The following is a 17,259-nucleotide window of genomic DNA, read 5'->3' as shown; positions in this document are numbered from 1 at the left end:
TTAAAAATTTTGGTGTAATGGACAAAATTCATGCTAAAAAGTAGAAGGTAGTCGCTAATGGACATAATTCATGCTATTTGAGTGACTTTGATAGTAGAAAGTCTTTAATAAACCGTAACTTACGGTACTCATTTAACCCATGATGACTGTGCAATTGTCGCTTTAGCTCACTGAATAACCCTTCAAGAGAATTGGTCGTATTTGGTATATCTAAGTGCTCATATTCTCGATAAGTAAACAGCCAGTTACTATTGGTTCGTAGACTACGATAAGCACTTCTAAGACGCTTGTGCGTGTACCACGTTCTACCAGTATCCTCATTGGTACTACGTTCACTAAGATAGGCTTCATGAGTCAAATACCAGTGATCTAAGCGCTTTATGAACGCTGTCTTATCAAGCTGTATTATGTTTAAAGCGAGCTGTCTAAGCTCAATACTGGCGATGTTCTTAGGGCGACGAGTGAGGTAGCGGGTCACTATTTGTATTTGATGAAACTGGCACATCTGGCATGGGGTACAGGTAAATAACGTACGCAGTCCTCGTCTACCATCGCAGGTAATACTTTGTATATCAACGCCTAACGATGCTAGGTGATCAATCCCTTGCTTATAGGCACTATTAGTTTCATGACTCACTATCGCGTAATAAAGAACGGTTTTAGTGGTGTTATCCATAAAGACCATTAACCCAAACTTGCGACCAAAGTAAGTGGTGTCCATGATGATATTAGCAGTCTTTGGTCGTTTAACCTGATACTCGATACTGACTTTATCTAAGCGTCTTTGAATGGTTTTAAGACTACAGTGGTATTTATCAGCCAGTTGTTGGTAAGTCTGTTTACCTTGGGTATATTCAGTCCAAAGTGTTTGGTTATTGAGTCTTTTGCCACCTAAAAACTGCCGTCTGCAAGCTAGGCATTGATACTGCTGTTTATCTAGCTTACGTCCATTCTTCTTGGTGTGTTTATCACTACAAAAAGGGCAGTTTTTTGATTCATGGCGTTCATTCCTTGCAAATATAGACAGTATATAGCGTTAGACCCTATGACAGCATGAATAATGTCCATTACACCAAAATTTTTAAAATTAATAACGCGCAACTATTGTAATGAAAATGCTTATCATTATAATAGTGATTTAACTTACATATTGGTAACATTCATGCAATTGTCTCGCCTATATTCTGCTCTATTTTGCCTCAAAGCAACTAACAGAGCGCGTCACCCATTTTCAGTAAAATCACTGTCTATCTTTCACCTCTCTACTTCAGTCGTTTTACTTGCTGCAAGCCAAGCGGCGTGGGCACAAACCGATATAAATAATGACAGTCAATCAGATGTACCAAGTGTGGTACTTGATACGATTGTAGTGACCAGTAGTGCGGATGCGTCAGCGGATGGATTGCCAGATGCTTACGAAGGTGGCCAAGTGGCGACCGGAAGCCGCGTAGGAATTTTAGGCAATCAAGACATCATGGATACGCCATTTTCTACTACATCGTATACCAACGAATACATTGCCAACCAACAAGCACAAAGCGTGGGCGACCTGCTCAAAAAAGACCCAACTGTCCGCGTGGCCAGAGGTTTTGGTAACTTTCAAGAAGCTTACTTTATGCGCGGTTTCATCACCACATCAGATGATACGATGTTTAATGGCCTATATGGTATTTTGCCCCGACAGTATATCGCCACCGAATTATTTGAGCGTGTTGAAGTCCAACGCGGCGCTTCTGCCATGCTAAATGGTGCAGCGCCTAGTGGCGGCAATGCTGGTGGTACGATTAACCTATTACCAAAACGTGCTAGTAATGACCCACTACGCCAATTAACGCTTGGTTATGGTCAAGGTGACCAAGGTAAAATTGCCGTCGACGTGAGTGACCGTTTTGGCACTGAGGATGCATTTGGCGTGCGCTTTAACGCCGCTTATCAAGATGGCGATAGTGCCATCGATGATGAATCTTCAACATTGGGATTGGCAGCGCTTGGGCTAGATTATAAAGGCGAGCAATATCGTCTATCAGCAGATTTAGGCTGGCAAGATAACAAACTCAAAGAGACTCGCCCTAGTGTCAATCTTGGCAGTGTTTCTAGCGTACCAAAAGCGCCAGACGGCTCAAAAAATTGGGCGCAGCCTTGGACGTACTCAGATGAAAAAGATATCTTTGGTACCATTCGAGGTGAATATGATTTTAATGACAATCTCACCGCTTATGGTGCTTACGGCATACGAAGTGGCGAGGAAGAAAACTCACTAGCCACCTTAACCGTAAACAGTGCTGATGGTGCGGGCACGATTTATCGTTTTGATAACTCTAGAGAAGATTTGGTACAAAGTGCCGAGCTTGGTCTACGTGGTAAATTACAAACCGGTGAAGTGGCTCATAACTTAGTGTTGGCCGCAAACCTCTATGATCAAGAAGAAAAAGGCGCATTCGCATATGATTTTGGCAATCAGCTAGCGACCAATTTTTACCGCCCTACCGACTACACGGAAGTCCCTTTTACAAGTACAACTACGTTTGGCGGCAATTTAGACGATCCAAAATTAACCAATGAAAAGCAACTCCAAAGCTTTGCGCTAGCAGACACCATATCGCTGTTCGATGACAAACTGAAAACCACGTTGGGTGTACGTCATCAAAATATAAAAACCACCAGCTATGATGCCAACACGCAGGCAGAAACTGCTCATTACGATAAGAGTGAGTGGACACCAAGTATCGGTATTGCCTATCAACCAAACATGGATTGGTCGTTCTACGGTAACTATATCGAAAGCTTAACGCCAGGAAAAACAGCCCCTCAGACAAATAACAATGCTCCTGTTACCAATGCTGGTCAAGCTTTGGACCCTTATGTAAGCGAACAAACCGAAGTTGGCGTGAAGTATGACAACGGGCTTATTGGCAGTAGTTTGGCAATATATCGCACTGATGCCGCACGTGACTATATCGATGCTTCAAACACCCTTATATCTGCTGGTAAAAACCGTCACCAAGGCGTAGAACTGACCGTATTTGGTAGCCCTAGCGAAAATATGCGCCTAAATGCGGGGGTCAGTTATTTAAGTGCCAAACAAAAAGACACTGGTGATGCTGCGTTAGATGGTAATAAAGTCATTGGTCTTCCTACCTTACAAAGCAATGTCAATCTAGAATATGATGTTGCGGCACTCGAAGGATTAACCTTAACAGGTGAAATCATTCATACGGGCCCACGCTATGCCGATAATGCCAATACCTTAAAGGTTGACGGTTATACCACGTTAGATCTTGGAGCTCGCTATAAAACCGTGCTGGCCGGACAAGATGTTACCTTAAAAGGCATGGTAACCAATGTCACGGGCGAAGATTATTGGCAATCAGTCGGTGGCTATACAAATGCTGGTTATTTAAATGCCGGTGAACCCACGGCTTTAAAAGTTTCAGCGACGTTTGACTTTTAAATTTAAACGCTAAGCTTCGCCAATGAGACTACTATACTGATTAAATTGTCGTTATAGAATCATTACCAGAGTTAAATAAAAGGGATTAGGCACCACCTACTCCCTTTTGTGCTATCTAAAAATACGCAAAATTCATTTTATTATTGAGTCCTTATGTCCTCTCGCGCTACAGCTTCTCTATATCATATGATCTGGTCGCATTATCGTCTGCCTTTTCTCAAAGTTATCTTATTGAATTTAGTCAATGCGGCGGTCAGTGTGGGTATTATTGCTTATATTAACCACGCCTTTATCAGTCAGCCTGTTTTTAATACCTTATCATGGCAGAGCTTAGGCTATTTTTCAGCGTTAGTGGTTCTGCTATTGGTCACGACTTTTTTATCACAATATGCCCTAACCCGCTTGGGTCATAGATTTGTGTATGAGCTCAGAACCAAGCTGGTCAAACAAATCATCGATACCAACATTCCGCAGATTGACAAATTAGGAAACGCCCAACTACTCGCCAGCTTGTCTACCGATATCCAATCGATTACCGTCGCCTTTGTCCGTATGCCAGAGTTGGTTCAAGGGGTAATTTTATCTAGCGGAGTCGCTTTATATTTGGGTTGGTTGTCATTGCCACTATTGCTGATCATCATGGTTTGGATTGTAATGACGATTTGGATAAGCACCATTTTGGTGAAGCACGTTTATAAGCACTTAACAGAATTAAGGGAGATTAATGATCTTCTGTATCAAGATTATCAATCTATTATCGAAGGTCGAAAAGAGCTTGCACTTAATCAGCACCGCGCGCAAAAGCTGTATACCAATGATTTTTTGAGTCACGCCCAGTCCTATAAAGAGCGTGTTATTAAAGCAGATACCTTTCACTTATCAGCAGTGAATTGGTCGAACATTATGATGTTTGCAGCGATTGGCGTCGTCTTTGCGGTCTCAAACTATCTGAATATTCCCATGAGCGTTGCCACCACTTTTTCTTTGACCATTTTATTTATGCAATCGCCCCTACTACAAGCCGTTGGCGCTTATCCCACTTTACAAACGGCGCAAGTCGCGTTAGATAAAATACAGACGTTGGCGCTTGCTGATTATCAGCCAGCGTTTTTAACCAATATAGCAGCAAATGACTGGCAGACCATCTCACTGAACAATGTGAGCTATCGCTATCAAGGTATAAACCACCATACACAAGAAGGTGTACCTGAAAATAAGTCGCTTACTGATGATATTTTAAAAGGAGTCAATTTAACCTTGAAGCGTGGCGAAGTGGTGTTTTTGATAGGCTCTAATGGCAGCGGTAAGTCAACCCTTGCAAAAATAATTACTGGCATCTTTATACCTACGACAGGCGCTGTAAAAGTAGACAAACGAACGATTGATTCGGATAACAATACCAATTATCGGCAGCTGTTTTCTGCCATTTTTAGCGATCAACATCTTTTTAAACAACTGATTGGCAGTCAAGACAATGACCCTGATATGTCCTTAGTAACTGAGTGGCTACATAAATTAAATTTGCAAGATAAAGTGACGGTAACTGACCATCGATTGTCTACCGACAAGCTGTCACAAGGACAACGCAAACGCTTGGCCATGCTGCTCGCTGTCACCGAACAAAAGGACTTTCTGCTGCTCGATGAATGGGCTGCTGACCAAGACCCTGCTTTTCGCCGAGTATTTTATCAAACGCTGATTCCTGAATTAAGAGCCATGGGGAAAACGCTGTTTATTATCAGTCATGACGACGGTTATTTTGAGCATGCCGACCGCTTGTTGATGATGAAAGAAGGAAAGCTGACAGAGTTAAATGCAGAAGAACGCCAACGCGCCAGTGCGGACGCCATTGCTATGTTAGAGTAATTGCTCAGCTAGAATAATTGCTAATAAGTCGTACTATTAAAATGTTTAATATCAAAGCATACTGCAAGCGGGGAAATTTTATAGCAGCATTTTATTTTGAATTTGGCGCTTTTATATAAACTGGCTATGCCAGTTTTTCATAAATAACCATGCTTAAATATACAACTCCTGCTGCTACGATTAAGCTAGCAAACCAGACAACGATAAAATAACCAGTATGAGGTGCAAAAAAAGGGAAAATGAAACCTATCAATAGCAGTAGCAATCCCAGCCATCGTAACCTTTGCTGTTTAGTGATATATCGTTTCTGCTCATCATGATGAGATAGCAGGTTTGACCTTACGGCGACTAAGAGTGGCCGTTTGAGATGAAACTTATTCCTATGTCTTTTACTGGTCATCATTAATGCCATCATACCTAGCAGATTAAATGCCAATAGCAATCCAGATAACAGCGCGTTAGACATACTATACATTTTCCATCTGAAGCTTTGAACGACTAGGCGACTTTATTTTTTGCTGGTGAGATGCTTTCTTAAAACTGACCACATAAGTAATATAAGCAAACAGCAGCGCTAGAATAAAAAACATAACGTCAAAGCTGATAAACAGCACATCGACGCTCAAGATACTGTGAAGCAATCCGCGCTCGGTAGTTAGGCTGTTGAGTAGCGGTGTGAATAAAAGTAATAGAGTAATTAATGATAATAATAGACGCCATGCATGACGACTAGAGAGTAATAACGTCAGCAAGAAACCAAACGCCCAGATGATAAAAAACCCATCTACCTCCCACTTGCCTCGCCCTAATAACTCTAACGACAATAGACGATTGAGCCATAAAAAACCTATCATCGCTAAAGGCAATCCCGCCAGCGTCGCAATATTGAGCTTTTCTACTAACCAAAATCCCCAATCAGGCTTATCTATAGTGAATAATTGGCGGCGACGTTTAACCGTCCAAAGCACTAAGCCTGTTGCAATCATACCGCAGCCCGCTGCGCCACATAAAAAGTACAACCAACGCAACCAATTATCCGCAAAGCGTCCTGCATGCAAACCTATCATGACCGCTTGTGTTTGGACAGCGAGCGGCGGCGGTCGACTGTCTTTGAGTACTTCCCCTGTTTGCCCATCATAAATACGAAATACCCCTAACGTTGATAATTGATGCTCAGCTTTACCGTCGATAATAATCATACTTTGGTCAGTATTGGGATGATTAATACTGACACTGGTCACGGTATAATTAGGGTTGCGTTTTTGCCAATCAGATTGTGTCGTGGCAAGCAATGGAGCAATACTAGCCATAGGGGCAGCCTGTAACTCGGTTGCATCCGCTGCCCGATAAGAGTAAATTTCCTTAAAAAACTGCTCATTATCTACCCCAGATACCATGCCTGCCCACGGCATATATAAGGTTATTAAGGTTATGATGCCGGTAAAGGTAATCATCAAATGGAACGGTATTGGCAGCACAGAAAAAGCATTGTGCGCATCAAGCCACGAGCGTTGCCCCTTACCCCAACGAAAGGTAAAAAAATCCGTAAATATCTTTTTGTGGACAATAACGCCTGTGATAATAGCAATCAACATCATCATAGAAGCTATACCGACGATAATTCTGGCCCATATCACACTCATATAATGCAAATCAAAATGCATACGATAAAAGAAGTGACCGCCTACGGTATCTCTTGGTGTATATGCCATTTGGGTTTGCGTATCAAACTGATATTTTAGCCTTTTGTCATCTGTAGTCACATTAATATGTAGACGTTGAGCAATATTATCGCCATTAATATCTTTAGCAATAAACCAGTTTTTGGCATGGGCTTGGGTTTGCTGTAAGTGAGCGATTGCCATAGCAAAACCATCTGACTTATCTTCTAGATTTGTCACATTTTGGTTGTGCGTAAATGTTGAAGACGTGAATGGCGTTTGCTGAGAGCGTGCCGGAATTTCAGGTTGCATCCATGCTGTCAGCTCATTATTAAAATAACTGACCGTGCCCATCAGAAAAATGGTAAACAGCAACCAACCTAATAACAGGCCAAACCAAGTATGGACGTCAGATAAAATGACTCGATAGCCCTTCACTTTAGTTTTACCCTTTGTCTGAATATTACTCATTGTGGCAGTTTGGGTCTTAGTAGAGTCTGAGGGCATAATAACAGCCTGATGGTAAGAAAAATCTAAATAGCGACATAATCAATCACCCCTAATATCCCTGCAATACCGACGATCAGTGTCCATGCCAGCCATAAACGACGCAAAGAAAATACTAAGACAAGGATGAGCGCACATACGACAACGCTAGCAATTTGACCCCAATAGATGGCAGAAATCTCATCTATAGGTAAGGTCAAAAACGTCAAACTCGTAAGCACCGCGATGCCATAGCTACCAATAATCGCTAAAAAAATACGACTGAGGACTTTAAACTCAGGTAGATAAAAACCATGACTGCTACGGCGCTTACTCATGTGACTGCCTGCGTATGAAAGTGAAAGGTCATGATCGGCATAAAAGTGAAAAGCGAAAGATTAAAAGCGATAGGTTAATCTGCCGACTACATTCAAAGGCTCACCGTAAGTCAATTCACTAAAAGTGCTGCCCGCAAGATACTTTTGATTGAACAAATTATTCACATTAACCTGCGCTTCAAGATTGTCGTTAAAGCTATATCTTGCCATGATATTGGCAAGCGTCACGTCATCTTGACCGTACTTTTCAGATTGTTTCGTCACAGGGTTTTTGACAATACCATAGTATCCATTTGACCAGTCAACGCCGCCGCCAATAGTTAAATTAGGAATGATATGATCAAGATTATAAGTGGCAAACAGATTCAGCGTGGTATCAGCAAAGCCAGTATTGATGGTTTTGCCCTTGTTGTCTTCAGCATTAAAATGCGTATAACCAACACTCGCTTGTAGTTGGTCGCTGATTTGACCAGACACTTGTACTTCTACGCCCTGACTGGTGGCACCTTTTGCTCCGTAGTAGGCTTTTTCCAGATCGGTGCCGGGTATTATTTGACCGCCATCGAGTTGAGCAAGGTTGTCCTGCTCGATTCTGAAAATACTCACTTGGCTTTGTAATGTGCCATTATCTGACTCACTTTTTAGACCGATTTCATAGTTTTTACCTTCGATAGGATCGAGGAATTTACCGTTTATATCACGCTGAGTTTGAGGTTTGAAGATATCACTGTAGCTGGTATAAAGACTGTGATTGTCATTAACCGCATAGGTAATCCCTGCGTATGGTGTCCAGATGTGTTTGGCTTCCGTGTTGACGTTACGGCCATACTGCACACCTGAGCGTTCAAAATCAGACACACGCGCTCCCAAAATCACGGCTAAAGGATCCGATAATTTGAGCTGAGTTGCTGCAAAAATGGCTTTTTCTTTGGTTGTGACATCAGAGCTGCGATTGCGCGCTCCCCATTCTGGTTCAGGATAACTGCCATCCCAGTCAGAAAAATCTGGGAGCGGCAACATACCATCAGGCGGTGACTTATAAGTGAAAGTATCAAGATCACTTTTGCTATAGGAGCCGCCTACGATGAGCTTATGCGTTTTTCCCAACGCATCAAAGTTACCGGTTAACTTGCTTTTAACATTGAACTGGTTGCGTTCGGTATCGGCATGAAATGGGTGTAGGTTAAAAATCAGTCCGGTATCAGGATTCACGACTTGGTCGCCATTGGCATACATATAAAGCAGCTTTGGACTACTGTCACTCTCGTTATAGCTGGCATTGGTGGTCAAGTTCCAATCGGCATTAAAATCATGGTCAATATCTGCAAAGTAATAGGTATTATCAGAATCCCAGTTTGTCCAATCTGCGCTGCCATTTTTACTGGTATCCCAATCCGCTTTTGACCCATCACTTAGATAGTTTGGCAAGCCGCCCCACATGGTTGATTTTGATTTATTGTGTTGACGGCTAGCACCCACACTGACCGTGGTGCTGTCGCCCACGTCCGCATCTACTGTGGCATAAAGCAGACTTTGACCCAATTCTTGACGGTCGATAAAGGTATCACCATCTTGATAGCTAGCCACCACTCGGCCTCGTACCGCGCCACTTTCTACTAAAGATTGACTACGATCAACACTGAGACCATATTGCCCATAACGATCAACATTGGCGGATAGCTCTGTTTTTGGAACGCTACTATCAGCCCGTTTACGTATTAAGTTAACATTGGCAGAAGGGTCGCCTGAGCCGCTCATCAAACCAGTCGCGCCGCGTACGGTTTCAACATGGTCAAACATCGCGGTATTGGCAGAGTATTCGCCCATGGCAGCTTGCTGGACAAAATCGGTATTTAAGCCGTCAATTTGGAAGCTATTGATAGCAAAGCCTCTTGATGAAAGACCATTACGCGCGCCATCAACGCTACTTACTTGGATAGCAGGCGTGCGTTTAAGCACATCTATTAGGGTGGTTGAGTTTTGATCTTTGATTTGCTGATTAGTAACCACACTGACCGCTTGCGGGGTTTCTTTGGCCGACAAGCCCATACCGGTGGCGCTACTGGTGACAGGGATTGTATAGCTGTCAGTATTTTCCGTGACCTGTTTGTTCGTTTCTGCCATGACCACGATAGTTGGTAGCGTGGTACTTGGTTCTGACCTATTGTCGCCACGATTGATTTCAATGCCATTGTCATTGATTGGTTGTTGCTGTGATACTTCAGCATGGATCATAGATGAGCTTACTGCCAACGAAGCAATGGCTGAAAGGTGCATGGTTCGCTTAACGCTCCAACTTAAAGGGTTAGGTTTATGCTGTTTTCTACTTTGTGTAATCATAAAGGTATCTCAATGAAAGTGAGGAGAATTTAAGGGAAGGCAGTTATTCAAGACAATAGTGCTTACTAATACATGTTAGCTTTGTAGAGCATCATGAGAAATGAGCTATTTATTAATAGTCTTGTTGAATAAATATATGGTTTGTTACGTTAGAGTTTGTACATGATAAAGATAATAATAATGATTATCAATACAGTATTGAAATATTTTTGATACAGTGAAGGTCTACGTCATGAGATAGCACTACTTTTTTGTTAGCAAACACTATAGATAAAAATAGCACAGCAAAAAAAAGGCCACTTTTTAAAAGTGGCCTCAATTAAGCACAGTATCTGTTAAACCTTAACTATTGCCTACCTAAATTTAATCGTATCGTTTATTTCAACAGCTTCTGCATAAAGTGGGTTCGAGAAATTACTAAAAAATCCAATAACGCAATAGCCACAATGATAATAATTGCAGCTGGGAATATAATAGCCACCACAAGCAAGGGAATGGCAAACGGCCACCATATAGAAAAACTTTGACCACGTGCTGGTGGATTTAGTCCAGTGATTTCGTTGGTATTACGAGGACGACGTTGCCACCACATGACATAACCGCTCACACAAATTGCAATCACAGATAAGCAAAACAGCACATTGGCTAACACGCTCCATAATCCTAGCGTTCCCATATGAATAGCCGCACCCGCTGCCATAAATTTGCCGAAAGCATTGTAATCCTCAAAGCGGATATCAGCCAATATCTTCCCCGAATAGCGGTCGATATGCACCGTACGGTCAGCCGTTGGACTTTTCATATCGTAGCTCATAGAATCTTGGCTAATCGTCCACACTCCTGTCTCGCCTTGTGGTAGATTCAGCTGATAACGTCCTGCAAAGCCAATCTCACGCGCAAACCTATCTACCGTATCAATCATAATAGGGATATTGGACGCGATACCGTTCTCACCTTTGGTTGTCCCTGACAGCGGCATTGGCGTCAGTTCTAGCACCCAAGGTACCTCTTTGGTACTGCCCGTATTTAATACACGACCATGAGTTGCTGCAGGCGTTGCTGCTGCTCCATGAATGTGCGGCGCGGCATCGGCATTATCCATATCCATACCTGCATGATGCTGACTGTGGTCAATCGAAAGTGGCATGGGCGCGGCGCCCCATTTACCAGCGGGAAATTGACTCCAAGCCTGTACGATTCGCTCGCCCCAAATACCTGCCCAAGCCATTCCTGAAATGCAGAAAAATAATAATACAATGGATATCCAAGTGCCTAAGGTTGCGTGAATTGTACGAAAAAATGATCGCTTTTTCTTTAGGTTCGCATCATTAGCGAACAACATGGCTTTGACAGACTTACGTTTTTGCCACCACAAGTACCAACCCGTTAAAATCATCAAAATAGTTAATGAGGCGGTGGCTTCCTGAATAAAGTCACCAACCTTCCCTAATAGCAAGTCGCCATGGATGCTATCAAGAGTATTGTACAAGCCCGAATTAGTGGGCGTACTTTTAACAATATCAGCGGTATACGGATTTACCGCAACCATATTGTCATGCCCATCTGATATCACTTGAAACAAGGCCACTATCTCGGTATCACGAGGTGCGATATATTTAATCAGCGTGCTATTTGGTAAGGTTTTGAGGGCGTTTTTTGCTTGGTTGGCAATTGGGGCTTGAACCATAGACTGTGGAGGGGAAACCGTTAGACGGTCATTATCTCGGCCTGTTGTATTGGACATAAGCAGCATGCCAAGTCCTGTACCCGCTAAAATAATCAAAAAAGGGGCAATAAACATGCCTGCATAAAAATGCCATCTCCATACTGTAAAATAGCGTTGATTGTTAGGGGATTGACGTGTGTCTCTACTCATAAATATGACCTTTACCCATCTTTGGCTGCTCAATTAACGTCTATCAACGCATTGACAATAGTAATATAAAATAGCTGATTGTTAGATTCGACCTAAAATACTTTCAAGACGATAACGTGATTCTAAGGATGGCAGCATCATACAAGAAAACTCCTTAAAACACTGCGAATTATAGGAAAAAATTGGCCTTATATGAGGTTATTTTTAACTTTTTATTATTAATGATTTTGTCCCATTCATGCTTTATTTGTCCTTTATAAGAACCGCCAATGACTGCCTCTAATGCTTGTATAAACACTCTTATTGTAATTTATTAATGATAACAATAATCATTAGTGTTATCATTATTTCCGTATTGAACATTCATATCTTTTAACTCAAGACCCTCAACTACTTCTATCTGAAAGGAAATACGATGTCGTCTCTTTTACGTTCCGAATCTGCCCGAAAAAAACAATTAAAAATGGCAGTCAGGATTGGCTTATTAATGAGTATTAGCCATGCTGCATACGCTGAAGAAACGGCAAATAATATTGAAGATGTCCAAAACAAAGATGAGAATGTTGCTACGGTTAATCCGACCCCAGCGACGACCTTAGATACTATTACTGTTTATGCCGATAGCTACCGCAGTACAGGCACCAAAACTGCATTAGACCCTAACGATGCTCCAATGAGCTATAGCAGAATCAATCAAGAACTATTACAAAAACGTCAAGCAGATAGCGTTAATGCGGCGTTACGTTATGAGCCCGGCGTGAGTGCTGAGAGCCGCGGTACAGTATCTATTTTTGATGAATACAACATTCGCGGTTTTAAGACTTACTCCAATTTTTATGATGGATTACGCCTCCCCTATGACGGCGCTTGGAATTTGATGCCGCAAGTAGACATTTATGCGACTGAAGCGGTAGAAATATTAAAAGGCCCAGCATCCTCACTTTATGGCTACGCGGCTCCAGGTGGCATGGTCAATCAGGTCGCCAAAACGCCAAAAAGCACTCAAGAGTCTGAAGTACAGGTGCGCCTTGGCAATCAAAACCTCAAAGAAGTGGCAGTCGATACGACCGGCCCTATCTCAGATACGCTCAATTATCGCTTGGTGGCATTAAAACGTAAAAAAGATGGACAGATGCAGACCACAGAAGAAGAACGCACTTTAATTAATCCGTCACTTGAATGGCGACCGACAGAAGATGTCTCCGTTCTTGCCAATCTTTTTTATCAAGACGATCCCGAGATGGTGCCTTCCACTCCGCTGCCGGCTGCTGGGACAGTCTACAATGCCAGCTATGGCAAGCTAGATAGTGATGCCTACGCAGGTGACGAGTGGAATCATTTTAGCAAAGAAGTACTGATGCCAAGTGTGACTGTCAACTGGGCTATCAATGACAAATTAACCTTCAAGAATATCCTACGCTATACCGATGCCGAAGCGCAGCAGCGTAATATGTATAATCAAGAAGGGTTTATCACGGGTAGCGATAATATTTTAAATCGTGTGGCCTATACCACCGATGAAAAGATGAACAACTGGACCACAGACAATCAGCTGGCTTATCAGTTAGATACTGCCAACACCTCGCACAATTTATTATTCGGTGTGGAGTATCAAGAAACGGACAGTAGCGCTACATATTATGATGCTGGCGCAGATGGCACCCCAAACCTTGATTTGTCCAATCCCGATTTTTCGCAAATCAATGCTGGCACTTTGCCATTAGATATTTATCGACAGAAACAAGACATCGAACAAAACCAGCTAGGATTTTATGTACAAGATGAGATGCAGTGGCAAGATTTAACGGTAGTAGCAGGCTTACGTCACGACAATTTTGACAGTACCACTGAGCAAACCGACGCCTCTAAAGGTGCTGTTTATAGTAACAAGACGATTGATAACAGCGCATCAAAAACCAGTGGTCGCCTTGCTGCCATTTATGACTTTGATAATGGCTTCTCTCCTTATGCCAGCTACTCACAATCGTTTCAGCCTGTTGTCGGTAGCAACTTCGTTACTAACAAGGCATTTGAGCCCACCACCGCTGACCAATTAGAGGCTGGTATCAAATATCTGTCCCCAGATCGCGCCACACAAGGAACGTTGGCGGTGTTTGATATTACGCAAAAAAACGTCGTGGTGGCTGATGAAATCAATTACAGAAGTCAAACCCAAACGGGTGAAATTACCTCTAAAGGGTTCGAGGTTTCAGGCAGCCACATGCTAAGTGATTGGGTAGATATTACTGCAAACTACAGCTATACCGACGCTGAGATTACCGAAGATGAATTCAACCCTGACGTGGTCGGTAACACTCCTGCCCAAACTGCTAAGCACAAGGCGACACTGTGGGCAGACTATTACGCCACAGATAAATTGACCCTCAATGCAGGGGTTCGCTATGAAGGCGGCATGCAGCTTGATAAGCAAAATTCAGACGAGCTGCCAAGTGTGACATTGGTAGATATTGGTGGCAGCTATCAAATCAATCCGATGCTCACTGTTGGCGCTAGTATCAATAATTTGTTTGATAAAACCTATGTCGGTACTTGCTACGATAGCAATAACTGCTGGATGGGACCTGAGCGCCAGATGTCCGTAAGCCTAAAGGCCAACTTTTAAACAATATAGAGCTTATCATTACTAGAGAATGCCTGTCTTATATACTGGCGTTATCTAAACTGATCACTTGAAAAATGAAACACTTAAATTAAGAAAGGCATTAAAATGGCAAAACCTGCTCCAAGAACATTGAATGTTGTTCGCACCAAATACATAACGCCACAGATGTGCCGCGTCACGCTTGGCGGTGCTGGACTGACTGATTTTCCGGCAGATCAAGAAAGCGCTTATATTAAACTCATATTTCCTCAAGACCATGGGGCTCGACCACTGATGCGCACTTATACCATTAGTAGTCAACGTGAGGATGAAATAGATGTCGATTTTGCTTTGCATGACGCTGAAGGCCCTGCTTCAATGTGGGCACGTAATGCCCAAGTTGGTGAGCAAATATTGGTCGGCGGCCCAGGACCAAAGAAGCTGATTAATAATGAGGCAGATTGGTTTTTATTGGTTGGTGATATGACAGCGCTACCAGCCATTAGCGTCAATCTTGCCCAGCTACCTGCTAATGCCTGCGGCTATGCAGTCCTTGAAGTCACCAGTGAAGCGGATAAGCAACTACTCAAAAAACCAGACAACGTTGACATTCACTGGGTGATCAACTCACATCCAAATACCGAAAGCAGCCCATTACTTGAAAGGGTTAAAACGCTTACGTGGCTAGCAGGCCGGCCTGCGGTGTGGGCAGCATGTGAATTTCATAGTATGCGCGCCCTGCGCCATTACTTTAAAACATATTTCTCAATACCAAGAACGCATTTATACATATCCAGCTATTGGAAAGTCGATAGCACAGAAGACCAGCATAAAATTGAGAAGCAGAAAGATGCAAAAAACCTAGCATAATATGCTATTTGTCTTTTAATAAATGGTAATGTAATTATCAGTTTTTAATATAATTATTATAAACTAGGCCGTATTGAACATTCACAAATAGCCCCTAGTGATCGCTAAAATTGTTCCAGACAAGGCGCAAATTGACGATAATGCAGAAATCTTAGCTAAAGTTGCAACGCATTACGAGATAATTTTAGCATCAGCCCTTACTTAACAAACTGGTACAGGACTCTTTTTGCCACTTCATTGATAAAAAATATTTTCTGTCAGGGACATGGTTGAATGTTCAACACACCCAGTTCATTTAGGTCATATTAACAAAATTAAGACTTGATAGCATATTCTAACTTTCTTCTGATTATATCCACTCTTTAAGACGCTCGCCAATACACCTTCATGACCATATCCTGCCGAGATAAATCAAACTGAGCCTTTAGTTGACGCCTTAACACTTTGGCATCCGCTGCACTAATTGCACCCCAGATTTTATCTATATGAATAGATGTGGCCTCTAAGCAGCTATCTATCGTAGAGATAATAGTGTCAGGGAGATTGATGGCTGGTGTATTCAAAATATGCACTATGTTATGTTGTTTAAAATTATCTATCTGTGCCAACGTCTGACTGAATTCGATATCTTGTAGATAAACCCTATCTGCCACATCACAAGTAACGACAATGACAATTGGCGCTATCGGATTTTGCCAATTTTCTAATAAATTAGCGACTGTTGGTATAGACGTTTCGTCGCAGATAAGCAGACATTGTCCGTCATTTAAATGCGCAATCTTTTCAGGATAATCGCGAACACTTTTCAGTTGTGTGCCAGCTAGTGCCGCTCTCGCCCAATTACCACCAGGTGTATCACCATGAATATAAGTATCCACCCAACCCTGACCCCTGCTGTCAATCCCGTAGAACTAAACTTGGGAGATTTTAGTTACGCAGCCTGACGATAAAAGTCAAACCACACTTGTCTTGGCGATTTATAGCCCAAACCCTTTTGAATCCTAGTCTGATTGTAATACAGCTCGATATATTTGATGATGTCAGTAATGGCTGTGAATCGTGTTTTATAGTCCTTATGATATATTAGCTCATTCTTTAATATGCCCCAGAAGCTTTCTATTGGCGCATTGTCATAACAATTGCCACGACCACTCATAGAGCCTATAAAGTGATGCTGCTTAATGATTTTGTGGTAGGCATGGCTACAGTACTGACTGCCTCTGTCTGAATGCACAATTAATCCTTTATTAGGTCGTTTGTTTTTGATTGCCATATTGAGTGCACGGCAAACCAAGTCAGCAGTCATGCGTTTGTTGATAGCATAGCCGACAAGCTCTTTGGTATATAAATCTTTAACGCCTGCCAAATACAACCAGCCCTCAGCAGTCCAGATATAAGTAATATCGCTTACCCATGCATCATTAGGACGGTTTGCATCAAACTTCTGATCCAGCACGTTTGGATAAACCAGCTTGTTATGATCAGAGTCAGTGGTGACTTTAAAGCGCTTGTGACGACGGCATTTAATGCCGTATTCTTCTTTGATGCTTCTAACCATATATTGGCTGATATCGTACCCTTGCGCTCTTAGGTGGGCATGCAGTCGATCTACGCCATAGCACTGCTTGGTCTGAGTATGAGCAACTTTAACCAGTAGTTCACACTGATTGCGATGTATCTGTTGGTCGCTGAGATCACGACCCAGCCAGTCGTAATAGCTTGATAACTTAACACTTAGCACGCGGCACATAGTGGTGATGCGAAAGAGG

12 protein-coding genes are annotated in these 17,259 nt (G+C 42.4%); 4 read left to right on the top strand and 8 right to left on the bottom strand.

What is annotated here, in order from left to right; genetic code table 11:
* Positions 1 to 73: 73 nt before the first annotated feature.
* Positions 74 to 1,021 carry an IS256 family transposase, variant Zn-binding type gene (locus ACT3SX_RS04630; RefSeq protein ID WP_442062720.1) on the bottom strand — a complete coding sequence of 316 codons (948 nt, stop codon included), beginning with the start codon at positions 1,019 to 1,021 and terminating at the stop codon, positions 74 to 76.
* 141 nt (positions 1,022 to 1,162) lie between these two features.
* On the opposite strand from ACT3SX_RS04630, the gene ACT3SX_RS04625 reads away from it, so the two are divergent.
* Positions 1,163 to 3,451, top strand: coding sequence for a TonB-dependent receptor (locus tag ACT3SX_RS04625; RefSeq protein ID WP_192524204.1), 2,289 nt, complete (start codon positions 1,163 to 1,165; stop codon positions 3,449 to 3,451).
* A gap of 153 nt (positions 3,452 to 3,604) precedes the next feature.
* On the top strand, positions 3,605 to 5,317 hold the full coding sequence (locus ACT3SX_RS04620; protein WP_192520474.1) for a multidrug ABC transporter permease/ATP-binding protein: 1,713 nt from the start codon (positions 3,605 to 3,607) through the stop codon (positions 5,315 to 5,317).
* Between the two features lie 124 nt (positions 5,318 to 5,441).
* On the opposite strand, the gene ACT3SX_RS04615 is transcribed toward ACT3SX_RS04620, so the two are convergent.
* From ACT3SX_RS04615 to ACT3SX_RS04595, 5 genes are all read right to left on the bottom strand, one after another.
* Positions 5,442 to 5,783, bottom strand: coding sequence for a hypothetical protein (locus ACT3SX_RS04615; RefSeq protein WP_192520475.1), 342 nt, complete (start codon positions 5,781 to 5,783; stop codon positions 5,442 to 5,444).
* A gap of 1 nt (position 5,784) precedes the next feature.
* On the bottom strand, positions 5,785 to 7,485 hold the full coding sequence (locus tag ACT3SX_RS04610; RefSeq protein WP_192520476.1) for a PepSY-associated TM helix domain-containing protein: 1,701 nt from the start codon (positions 7,483 to 7,485) through the stop codon (positions 5,785 to 5,787).
* Between the two features lie 26 nt (positions 7,486 to 7,511).
* Positions 7,512 to 7,802: a hypothetical protein gene (locus ACT3SX_RS04605; RefSeq protein WP_192520477.1), complete on the bottom strand. Its 291-nt coding sequence runs from the start codon at positions 7,800 to 7,802 to the stop codon at positions 7,512 to 7,514.
* 60 nt (positions 7,803 to 7,862) lie between these two features.
* Positions 7,863 to 10,142 (bottom strand): TonB-dependent siderophore receptor, encoded by a 2,280-nt coding sequence (locus tag ACT3SX_RS04600; RefSeq protein ID WP_192520478.1) that lies wholly within the window; start codon positions 10,140 to 10,142, stop codon positions 7,863 to 7,865.
* Positions 10,143 to 10,518: 376 nt separating this feature from the next.
* Positions 10,519 to 12,018 (bottom strand): PepSY-associated TM helix domain-containing protein, encoded by a 1,500-nt coding sequence (locus ACT3SX_RS04595; RefSeq protein ID WP_192529700.1) that lies wholly within the window; start codon positions 12,016 to 12,018, stop codon positions 10,519 to 10,521.
* 415 nt (positions 12,019 to 12,433) lie between these two features.
* Between ACT3SX_RS04595 and ACT3SX_RS04590 the strand changes: the two genes are divergently transcribed.
* Both ACT3SX_RS04590 and ACT3SX_RS04585 read left to right on the top strand, forming a co-directional pair.
* On the top strand, positions 12,434 to 14,641 hold the full coding sequence (locus ACT3SX_RS04590) for a TonB-dependent siderophore receptor (RefSeq protein ID WP_192523510.1): 2,208 nt from the start codon (positions 12,434 to 12,436) through the stop codon (positions 14,639 to 14,641).
* A 105-nt stretch (positions 14,642 to 14,746) separates the two neighbouring features.
* Entirely contained in the window at positions 14,747 to 15,490 is a 744-nt protein-coding gene (locus ACT3SX_RS04585) for a siderophore-interacting protein (protein ID WP_192523511.1), read from the top strand.
* Between the two features lie 362 nt (positions 15,491 to 15,852).
* Here ACT3SX_RS04585 and ACT3SX_RS04580 read toward each other — a convergent pair whose 3' ends face one another.
* Together ACT3SX_RS04580 and ACT3SX_RS04575 are read right to left on the bottom strand one after the other, a co-directional pair.
* Positions 15,853 to 16,368 carry an SIP domain-containing protein gene (locus ACT3SX_RS04580; protein ID WP_442070054.1) on the bottom strand — a complete coding sequence of 172 codons (516 nt, stop codon included), beginning with the start codon at positions 16,366 to 16,368 and terminating at the stop codon, positions 15,853 to 15,855.
* Between the two features lie 53 nt (positions 16,369 to 16,421).
* A partial coding sequence (locus ACT3SX_RS04575) for an IS3 family transposase (protein WP_444761681.1) occupies positions 16,422 to 17,259 on the bottom strand: 838 nt, incomplete at its 5' end.

The organism is Psychrobacter sp. AOP31-B2-9 (assembly GCF_052378005.1).
In the GTDB taxonomy this organism is placed as follows: domain Bacteria; phylum Pseudomonadota; class Gammaproteobacteria; order Pseudomonadales; family Moraxellaceae; genus Psychrobacter.
The sequence above is the reverse complement of the archived record's forward strand: the minus strand, read 5'-3'. Positions and strand labels throughout refer to the sequence as shown.

Excerpts from the sequence above, each read along its gene's own strand:
- ACT3SX_RS04585 (WP_192523511.1), top strand. The coding sequence starts at position 14,747 with ATGGCAAAACCTGCTCCAAGAACATTGAATGTTGTTCGCACCAAATAC.
- ACT3SX_RS04610 (WP_192520476.1), bottom strand. The coding sequence starts at position 7,485 with ATGCCCTCAGACTCTACTAAGACCCAAACTGCCACAATGAGTAATATT.
- ACT3SX_RS04615 (WP_192520475.1), bottom strand. The coding sequence starts at position 5,783 with ATGTCTAACGCGCTGTTATCTGGATTGCTATTGGCATTTAATCTGCTA.
- ACT3SX_RS04600 (WP_192520478.1), bottom strand. The coding sequence starts at position 10,142 with ATGATTACACAAAGTAGAAAACAGCATAAACCTAACCCTTTAAGTTGG.
- ACT3SX_RS04620 (WP_192520474.1), top strand. The coding sequence starts at position 3,605 with ATGTCCTCTCGCGCTACAGCTTCTCTATATCATATGATCTGGTCGCAT.
- ACT3SX_RS04625 (WP_192524204.1), top strand. The coding sequence starts at position 1,163 with ATGCAATTGTCTCGCCTATATTCTGCTCTATTTTGCCTCAAAGCAACT.
- ACT3SX_RS04605 (WP_192520477.1), bottom strand. The coding sequence starts at position 7,802 with ATGAGTAAGCGCCGTAGCAGTCATGGTTTTTATCTACCTGAGTTTAAA.
- ACT3SX_RS04590 (WP_192523510.1), top strand. The coding sequence starts at position 12,434 with ATGTCGTCTCTTTTACGTTCCGAATCTGCCCGAAAAAAACAATTAAAA.
- ACT3SX_RS04595 (WP_192529700.1), bottom strand. The coding sequence starts at position 12,018 with ATGAGTAGAGACACACGTCAATCCCCTAACAATCAACGCTATTTTACA.